Origin of the sequence: Streptomyces europaeiscabiei, assembly GCF_001550375.1 — a bacterium.
GTDB lineage: Bacteria > Actinomycetota > Actinomycetes > Streptomycetales > Streptomycetaceae > Streptomyces > Streptomyces europaeiscabiei.
In genome coordinates this window covers 1-6504 of the sequence record NZ_LRTR01000859.1, presented here as the reverse complement: position 1 = coordinate 6504, position 6504 = coordinate 1, and the positions used below count along the sequence as shown (strand labels likewise).

General features: G+C 71.7%; 6 protein-coding genes and 1 pseudogene. 6 read left to right on the top strand and 1 reads right to left on the bottom strand.

The features are described 5' to 3' along the window. From AWZ10_RS43575 to AWZ10_RS43550, 6 genes and pseudogenes are all read left to right on the top strand, one after another. Nucleotides 1–958, top strand: a 958-nt coding sequence (locus tag AWZ10_RS43575; RefSeq protein WP_425264533.1) for a WD40 repeat domain-containing protein, incomplete at its 5' end; no start/stop codon positions are given. A 126-nt stretch (nt 959–1084) separates the two neighbouring features. Beyond that, a complete protein-coding gene (locus tag AWZ10_RS43570; protein WP_046707136.1) occupies nt 1085–1639 on the top strand; it encodes a SigE family RNA polymerase sigma factor in 555 nt (184 codons plus the stop codon). Further along, nucleotides 1636–3009, top strand: coding sequence for an outer membrane protein assembly factor BamB family protein (locus AWZ10_RS43565; RefSeq protein WP_060893930.1), 1374 nt, complete (start codon nt 1636–1638; stop codon nt 3007–3009). Before AWZ10_RS43570 ends, AWZ10_RS43565 begins: the two co-directional genes overlap by 4 nt. 300 nt (nt 3010–3309) lie before the next feature. Further along, nucleotides 3310–3858, top strand: coding sequence for a Uma2 family endonuclease (locus AWZ10_RS43560; RefSeq protein WP_060893931.1), 549 nt, complete (start codon nt 3310–3312; stop codon nt 3856–3858). Between the two features lie 378 nt (nt 3859–4236). Next, nucleotides 4237–5589, top strand: a complete 1353-nt coding sequence (locus tag AWZ10_RS43555) for a helix-turn-helix domain-containing protein (RefSeq protein ID WP_060893929.1) — start codon at nt 4237–4239, stop codon at nt 5587–5589. A 148-nt stretch (nt 5590–5737) separates the two neighbouring features. Continuing rightward, nucleotides 5738–5935, top strand: a pseudogene (locus tag AWZ10_RS43550) (permease); the annotation flags it as partial. Between the two features lie 19 nt (nt 5936–5954). Here AWZ10_RS43550 and AWZ10_RS43545 read toward each other — a convergent pair. Then, nucleotides 5955–6504: hypothetical protein (locus AWZ10_RS43545; RefSeq protein WP_079104685.1), on the bottom strand; the 550-nt coding region annotated here is incomplete at its 5' end.

Genomic DNA, 6504 nt, shown 5'->3' with positions numbered 1-6504 from the left:
GCCCCCGCCCCCGCCCGTCCCCCGCGAGGCCTACGAGGACACACCCGCCGAGACGCCGCTCGCCGCGGGCGACGTGGTGCCCCAGATGGCGTTCAGCCCCGACGGCAGCAGGTTCGTCTACGGGGTCACCGCGCCCGGCAGGTCGGCCGCGCCCCAGTGGTTCACCGTCTGGGACCTGGCCCGGGACCGCGAACAGAGCATGCTGGACCTGGGGCGGACCCAGTCGGGTACGGCGGTGACGGCCCTGGCCCTGTCCCCCGACGGCCGCACCCTCTTCACCACCCGGACCCCGGCCGACGGCGAACCGAGCAACGAGCGGTGGGACACCGCGACCCGCAGCCGTACGGACTCCCTCACCGGGCCGGGCCTGGCGAGCGTCCGTCTCGCGCTCAGCCCCCGTGACGACCTGGTCGTCGGCGACAACCGGGTCGCCCGCGGCAGCACCGGGCGGAGTGCCGCCCTGGACCTCGTCCAGGGCGACCACATCAGCGCGTTGGCCTTCAGCCCCGACGGCAGCCGTGTGGCGGCGGGCGACCGCACCGGCCGGGTCGCCCTGTGGGACGGGGACCTGCGCCGCCGGGCCGGAGTCCTGCGCAACGTCTTCCCGGCGCCGCTGGGCGGGACCCCGGAGGCGGTGAGCGCCCTCGCGCTCAGCCCCGACGGCCACACCCTCGCCGTCGGTGGCGACGCCGGCACCATCCAGCTCTGGGACACCGCCACCCAACAGCCCCTCGGCGGCCCGCTCCCCTCCCCCGGCGAACGCATCGCCTCCCTCGCCTTCAGCCCCGACAACACCACCCTCTTCGCCGGCGGCACCCACGTCCCCCTCCACCGCCACACCGTCGCCCCCGCCCGCGTCGTCGACCACGTCTGCGCCCGCGCCGGGAACGAGGACCTGACACGAGCCGAGTGGGACACGTACGTACCGGACGCGCCGTACCGAAGGGTGTGCCACTAGCGGCTGCGTGCCGCTGCGTACCTCTCTCCCGGGGTGTCCCCGGGACGGACGCACAATCTCACTCGATGAGGGATAGCCGTGCGCGGCTCATCACGTCGTGATGGTTGCCGAGAAGGGGGAGGTTGGATGAAGGCGTCGAGTCACGACGAGTTCCGGGAGTTCGTAGCGATGCGCTCCACCGCGCTGCTGCGGCTCGCGGTGCTGCTCACCGGAGGGGACCGGCACGGAGCGGAGGATCTGCTCCAGATCGCGTTGATGAAAGTGTATGGACGCTGGTCGAGCATCGAGCAGCCCGAGGCGTACGTTCGCCAGGTCATGTACCGCCAGCAGGTCAACCGCTGGCGGCTGCGCAGACACCGCGCGGAGACGACCGTGCCCGTTCTGCCCGAGTCGGGCACAGAGGCCGACGCCGGGGCGGAGTCCGAGCTGCGGATCGCGCTGTGGGCGGCGCTCGGCCGACTGACGAAGCGCCAGCGGGCCGTGGTCGTCCTGCGCTACTTCGAGGACCTGCCGGAGGCCGAGGTCGCGGCACTGCTGAGGTGTCCGGTCGGCACCGTGCGCAGCACGGCGCACAGGTCGCTCGCCAAACTCCGGCTCCTCGTACCGGAACTGGGGCCCGCCGGGCTCGCGGAAGAACAGGCACGGCAGCTCAGCCTTACGCCGAAGGGGGCCCAGGGATGACGACGGAACAGGTGGAGCAGAAGGTCCGGGAGACTCTGCACGCCGTGGACCTGGACCGCGTACGGGCGCCCGGCGACCTGGTCGAGAAGGTGGTGCGGCGGCGCGCCCGACGCCGTTTCTCGCAGGTGGCGGGGACGGCGGCGGCCGTGGCCGCGATCACCGCGGGGGCGGTCCTCGGCTTCGGGGGCGGCGGGGTGACCGACCAGGACCGGCCGGCGAGGCCGGCGGCGTCGCCGGAGAGCTGGAAGCCGTGGCGGATCAGCGACCTGGACGCCGCTGGGCGGGGCTGCCTGGTGGACGGCTCCGCGCTGTACTGCGCCGGGCACAAGTACGACGCCGCGAAGTTCGACGCGAACACCGGCGAACGCCTGTGGACGGTCAAGGTCAACGGCGATGGCAGCGGGTCCGACCATCCGTTCGCCGTGCGCGACGGCGTGCTCTACGGCTACCGGAACCACACCGCCGACAGGCAGCCGAACGGCGACTACGCGGGCGGCACCGACCTGATGGCGGTGAACACCGACACCGGCAAGGTGCTGTGGACGGTGGAGCTGGCGAGCGACAACCGCGACGACCAGGCCGCCCTGCTCATCGACGGCGCGGTACTGGCCAATACCCCGACGGACCGGACGCTGTCGGCCGTCGATCCGCGGACCGGTGAGGTGAAGTGGCGCCACACCTGGGACAAGGGCATCTGGTGCGACCGGACGGTGTTGAACGGTGTCCCCTACCTCCTGTGCTCGCAGGACACCAAGAATCCGTCGGGCTACACCAACGTATTCCGTCTCGACCCTGTCACCGGACGGACCGAGAAGGTCACGGACCTCCCCGAAAGGCAGCAACTCATCGGTACCTTGGGGGACCGGATGGCTCTGGTCACGGTGCCGCCCCGGGAAAGCAAGACCCTCGCGGAGGAGGCCCAGAAGAGCAAGAACCTGGTGCTGACCCTCGTCGACAGCTCGGGGAAGCAGACCTCACGGTCCTATCGGGTCGACGGGGGGACAGCCACCCAGGCACTCGTCGGTGATCGTTTGATCTCCGTGTCCTTGGAGGGCAAGGCCTCCTCCTACTCGCTCACGACCGGGAAGACCCTGTGGACCGCCCCGGTCGGCGTCAAGATGCCCGACGGGGAGGCGATCTGGGACGGCATCGCCACTCCCGTGGTGTCGCCGAGCCAGAACGTCGTGTACTTCCTCGGCACGGCCGGCGACCTGTCCGGCCTCGATGTGCGCACGGGCGAGCAGCTCTGGCGCGGTCACGTCGACCCCGGCAAGTACGGGTTCACGCCCCAGGTCCTGCTCTACGAGGACGTACTGATCGTCCGTAACGGCGGCAAGATGGTCTCCCTCCTGCCACGCGTGGGCGACTGACCAAGGGCCCCGGGCCGGGGCGGAAAGCCTCGTCCTGGCCCGGGGTGCTCAGCTCTGGATTCCGGGCATGAGAGCGTACGTGGCGTGAGCCGCTGCCCGACCTGAAGATCAGCGCACTCGTTCGAGTGAATGGCTCCGGATTCCCTGTGCGGGCTTCCGGTCTACGCTGAGAACGTCGCGCTGAGCGAACGGAGGTCTGACATGGCGACGGCGGAGCCGATCATCATGCCGGGGTACCAGGGCGAGTACATTTACGGTCCCTATGACGACCCTGACGGCGAGTACGAGGAGCCCTTGCGTATGGGCGGCGTAAGCGTGGACCAGGCCTTCGAGTTGTTCAGTGCGGCGGCCCCCGAGGGCTGGCGCGTGGAGCTGATCGAAGGGGAGATCTGCGTGACACCTCCGGCCAACGGGGAGCACGAGGAGATTGTGTCGGAGGTCGCTGACCAGGTCACCGAGCGGCGCAGCGACCGGTCCCTGCGCAACTACACGGGCATCGGCCTGACCGTCCCCGGCTCCTCCGCGACAGGTCACGTCGTCCCCGACCTGGTCATCGCCCCCAAGGGCAGCTTCGGCGACCAGGAGGAGTGGCACGACCCGTCCTCCGTTCTCCTCGTCGCCGAAGTCACCTCCGACAGCACGGCCGCCCACGACCGGGAGAAGAAGATCCGTGGCTACGCCCGGGCGGGTATCCCGGTCTACCTCCTCATCGACCGTGAGGAGGGCCAGGTGACCGTGTACTCGGAGCCCTCCGGTGACGAGTACGCCAAGGGCGCCCAGCACAAGATGGGGCTGGCCGTTCCCCTGCCCGCGCCCCTCGGCTTCGAGGTGGACACCGCCGAGTTCTGAGCGGGCGGCCGGGGCCGGGCCCGGGTCAGCGGGGGAAGGCGTTGGCCGCGGTCGTCAGGGCGGTGACGGCGACGAGGGCGGCGGTGACGGAGCGGGCGTGGCGGGTGAGCAGGTCTCGGATCACGGGGACCTCCCGGCGACGGCGATGGCCACCACCGCGGCAGCGACAGCGATGCGGAGCGGCTGCGGCTGCGGCTGCGGCCGTGACAGCGACTCTGACGGTGGCTGAGCGGATGAGCGGATGAACGGCTGAACGGATGAGTCAAGCGTGCTTGACGTGTCACTCAACGTAAGGCTTTGACTTACCAACGGCAAGAGCATGGTGGGGAGTTGGGGTAAAGCGGCCGGTATAAGCGGGGTTACTGGCATGCTTACGTCATGGCAGGTACGGCCGAGCGTGACGATCCCGAGGTCATCGGGCGCAGAGTGCAGCGACTGCGGGCGGAACAGGGCCTCACACAACGCCAGTTGGCGGAACCGGCGTACACCCCGGCGTACATCTCGACCCTGGAGGCCGGCCGGGTCCGGGCCTCCGAACCGGCCCTGCGGCACATCGCCGAACGGCTCGGCGTGGGGTTCGAGGAGCTGGCCACCGGCCGCCCCGCCGGCTTCGCCACCGAGCTGCGGCTGCGCCTGACCGGCGCCCAGCGCACCCTCGCCAGCGGCGCCACCGAGGCCGCCGCCGAGGGGTTCACGGTCGTCCTCGCGGAGGCGGAGGAGTACGGGCTGGTCGCCGAGCAGGCCGACGCGCTGCTCGGGCTCGGTGAATGCGCCCTGGAGACCGGCGACCTGGAGACCGCCCAGACCCGGTTCGAACAGGCCGAGCAGCGGCTCGGCGACGCCCCGCTGCCGGCCCGCGTCCCCGCCCTGCGCGGCCGCGCGACCGCCCACTACCTCGCCGGTGAACTCCGCTACTCCTGCTACCTGTACGAGTCCACCCTCGACGAGCTGAACCGCAACGGTATGCACGACCCGGACGCGCTGCTCCTCCTCTACACCGGGGTCATCGCCCCCTACATGGACATGGGCGCCCACGCCCGCGCCGCCCAGGCCGCCGAGCTGGCCCTCGCGCTCGCCCCGCAGTCCGGCGACCCCGCCCTCGTCGCCCGTATGCACCGCTCGGTCGCCCGGACGATGATCGCCGAGGGGCGGATCGTCGAGGCCGACGCGTCGCTCGCCAAGGCCTCCGAGCTGTACCGGCAGCTCCAGATCCGCACCGAGCTGGCCAACTGCCACTGGATGCGCGGCTACCTCCACGCCCAGAACGGCGACTACACCCGCGCCGAGGAGGAGCTGCGTGAGGCCCGCCGCATGCTCTCCGCCAAGCGCGCCGCCCTCTACACCAGCCAGGTCGCCGTCGAACTCGCCGACGTCCTGCACCGCCGGGGCAAGTCCGAGGAGGCCGCCGCACTGCTCCGCGAGGTCCTCAGCGACCTCAGCTCCGAACGCGGCGCCCTCCACTCCGCCGCCGCCCACCGCCTCCTCGGCATCATCGCCGAGGACGCCCGGGACGCGGACGCCGCCGAGGAACACTACGTACGGGCGCTGAGCCTGCTGGAACGGGCGGGCGCCGCCGGTGACCTGGCCGACCTGTGCCGCCTGCTCGGGGACCTGTACCGCCGCACCGGCCGTGTCGAGGCCGCCCTCGACGCCTACCGCACCGGCCTCGGCCACCGCACCGCCCCCGGCACCACCACCCTCGGCCCGGCCCCCGCACAGCCGCCTCTCTGACGATTCCGGGCCGCCGCACAGCCCCGCTCCCTAACCTCCGCATGTGGAGACCGCGCAGGAACAGAGGGGCGCCGAGCGCCAGGGAGGCGGCGGAGAGCCGAGGAACGCCGGAGGTCCCGGGACGGCTGTCCACGGCGTACGGCTCGCCGTGCGCGTGCTGCTCCACGCCGTCCCCGGCGGTCTCGCGCTCATCGCCATCGCGACCGTCGCCTCCGTGCTCGGCCCGGTGGTCGCGCTCGACCTCGCCACCCCCGCGATGGCCGCCTGGTGGACCGTGTTCACGGCGGTCGTCGTCCAGGGCGTGCCCTTCCTCCTCCTCGGCACCCTGGTCTCGGCGGCGGTCGGCGTACGAGAAGCGGTGACGCTCAGTCGGTGAACTCCTTCGACACGAGGACGATGCCGTCCTTGTCGTACACCGTGACCTTGCGGGTGAGGCTCCGCAGACGCTCGGCGTGCGAGACACCCTCCTTGCGGCTCGTCAGCACGTACCAGGCCCCCCACTCCTCGTTGCCGGCCAGCCGCAGGATCGTGCCGTCGAGCGTCCGGCCGTCGCGAAGTTCGAGCCGTACTCCGGCCGCCAGGGTCCGGCCGCCGTAGTAGAGGCCGGAGAGGAACGCGTACTCGGTGCCCGACGCCGCCTCCTGCATCGCGGCGCCCGGGCGGCTGGTGTCGATGTCCTCGTCGAACAGGTCCTGGAACTCGGGGATCTCGGACATCAGCGGCTCGTAGGCGTGCTTGCCCTCCTTCGTCAGCCAGACCTGCGTGCCCTTGCCGACGTCCACGCGCTCGCCCGGCTCGACGATCCGCACCTGCCCGGCGAGCGGGCCGGAGATCCGGGTGGGCGTGGGCGAGACGCCGGCGGTCGGGGCCGGCGGAGCCAGGGGCTGGACCGTGGCGGGAGGGTCGCCGGGGCGG